2 protein-coding genes and 1 pseudogene are annotated in these 2,663 nt (G+C 36.1%); all 3 read right to left on the minus strand.

What is annotated here, in order from left to right; all coding sequences use genetic code 11:
* Positions 1-720 (minus strand): annotated as a pseudogene (locus tag L6Q46_RS13530) (glycoside hydrolase family 65 protein); the annotation flags it as partial.
* 44 nt (positions 721-764) lie between these two features.
* Complete coding sequence (gene pgmB / locus L6Q46_RS13535) at positions 765-1,415, minus strand: beta-phosphoglucomutase (RefSeq protein ID WP_291284749.1); 651 nt, start codon at positions 1,413-1,415, stop codon at positions 765-767.
* Positions 1,416-1,418: 3 nt separating this feature from the next.
* Positions 1,419-2,663, minus strand: a 1,245-nt coding sequence (locus L6Q46_RS13540) for an MFS transporter (protein ID WP_291284750.1), incomplete at its 5' end; no start/stop codon positions are given.

A 2,663-nucleotide genomic window follows, 5' to 3' on the forward strand; every position in this document is an offset into this window, starting at 1 on the left:
TTTTGTTTCTTGAACACTAACCGGAGCAACACTTAAATTCGAACTTTCTAACAAAATACTATTTTGCATGAAAGTAGTTGCCGTGAAATGCGTTTTGAAAGTTCTAGCGGTTACGAAAGCTTCGTTACCCGAATGTTTTACGCTTATTGGTTCCCAAAATTTTTCTTCCCAATTGGCATCTTCGTTATGAACTCCAGCATCCACATAAGGTTTGAAAACAATTTTTACATCCGAATTCAAAGCGGTGATTTCATAGTTGATAACGCCAACTTCATCCAAATCTAAAGACAAGAAACGTTGTACTTTTACAGCGATTTCGGTTCCATTTGCTAAAATTGCATTGAAAGAACGATAATAAATTCCTTCTTTCATGTTCAACTCGCGACGGAAATTAGAAACCGACTGGCATTTGGCTAAATCTAAGTTTTCGCCATTGATTTCAATGTCAATTCCTATCCAATTTGGTGCGTTTAATACTTTTGCGAAATATTCTGGGTAGCCGTTTTTCCACCAACCTACTTTGGTTTTATCGGGATAATAAATTCCGGCAATGTAGCTTCCTTGAAAGGTTTTGCCAGAATAATGTTCTTCAAAATTAGCGCGTTGCCCCATAGCACCGTTTCCGATGCTAAATAAACTTTCAGAAGATTTAACTCGCTCTGCATCAAATCCTTCTTCAATAATCGACCAATTGTCGGGTTGTATATAATCTTGATTCATTTTTGTAATATGTCAATTTGTTAATGTGTCAATTAGTCAATTTCTTAACCAATTAATTGCGATAAAAAGGCTTCATCCATAAAGGTGAAATCTTTAAAATTGTACTTTGCTTCGTGTAAAACGGCTGCATCACCGATTCCTACACTTATCATGTTGGCAATATTAGCCGCTTGAATTCCCGCTACCGAATCTTCAAAAACGATAGCATTTTCATTAGAAACACCTACCAATTGTGCTGCTCTTAAAAATACTTCCGGATCAGGTTTTGCGTTTGAAACGTCATTTCCATCTACGATAGCATCAAAAAAGTGCATAATGTTAGTTTTTTCTAAAATAGGACGCGCATTTTTACTTGCCGAACCCAAAGCAATGAATTGGTCTCTACTTTTCAAAAATTCCAAAACATTTAGTACACCTGGAAGAATTTCACTTTCGTCCATGTCTACTAAATAGGAAAGGTATTCTTCATTTTTTTGAACCAACCATTTGTTTTTATCTTCTTGGGAAGCTTGTACATTTCCCAATTCTAAAATAATCTCTAACGAACGAACACGGCTCACGCCTTTCAAACCTTCGTTGTGCTCGTGCGTAAATTCGATTCCTAATTGGTTGGCCAACTTTTGCCAAGCTAAAAAATGGTATTTAGCCGTGTCAACAATTACGCCATCAAGGTCGAATATGAATGCTTTTTTCATGGTCTAAATATCTTTTTGATCTTTAACTTTTAATACCAAAAGGGCAGCCAATAGGAAACTCACACCACTCATAACAATAGCATAAATAGCATGATCGTTATAAACGTATTTCACTAAAGGACCACCAATTAAAGCATTAATAATTTGTGGAATTACAATAAAGAAGTTGAAAATTCCCATGTAAACACCCATTTTTTTAGGTTGAATGGAGCCCGCCAAAATAGCGTAAGGCATAGCCAAAATGCTTGCCCAAGCGAATCCGACTAAAACCATTGAGAATATTAAAGCCTCTTTGTTAGGCATAAAATACATCGAGATTAATCCGATTCCACCTAAAACTAAAGAAAGTGCATGTGTTTTTCTTCGTCCAATTTGTTTTGCGATATATGGTAATGCAAAAGCTACCACAGCAGAAACTGCATTGTAAACTCCGAAAATAATTCCTACCCAATCTCCGGCAGATTGAAATTCTGGACTTTTAGTATCATCTACTGATAACCCATAAATGTGTTGGGCTATAGCTGGAGTTGTAAAAACCCACATTCCAAACAATCCAAACCATGAAAAGAATTGTACCCAACTTAATTGACGCATTGTTTCTGGCATTTTAGCAAAATCTGAAAAAACATCAGAAAGTTTGGCTTCTTTGGTTTCACCAATAGCTTCTTTGTGTTCTTTCTCGTCTCTAAATTGTTCTAATTCTTCTGGAGAATATTCTTTAGTTGTGAAAATGGTTACTAAAATTGAAGCCACTAAAATTAGAGCTCCAATAATAAAAGAATAAATTAAGTTTAATGGAACAGCAGAAGTTTCTGAAGGTTGATTACTGATTCCAAACCAATTGGTTAAAACATAAGGCAACCATGATCCTACCACGGCACCTATTCCAATTAATGCGGTTTGAACGCTAAAACCTAACGTATGTTGGTCTGCCCTTAAATTATCTCCCACCAAAGCACGGAAAGGTTCCATTGCGATGTTAAAAGAAGCATCCATAATCATTAACATTCCGGCACCAACCCAAAGAGCTGGCATGAAAGCAATGAAAATTTCGGCTTGTGGCATTAAAATTAAACCAACTGATGCTAAGATCGCACCTGCTAAGAAATAAGGTTTTCTTCTACCAAATTTAGACCAAGTGTTATCGCTATAGTGTCCGATTATCGGTTGCACAATTAATCCCATTAAAGGAGCAATTATCCAAAACCATGATAATTCATGAACATCGGCACCAAAAAGCTGAAGAAT

This window comes from Flavobacterium sp. (assembly GCF_023151265.1).
Taxonomy (GTDB): Bacteria; Bacteroidota; Bacteroidia; order Flavobacteriales; family Flavobacteriaceae; genus Flavobacterium.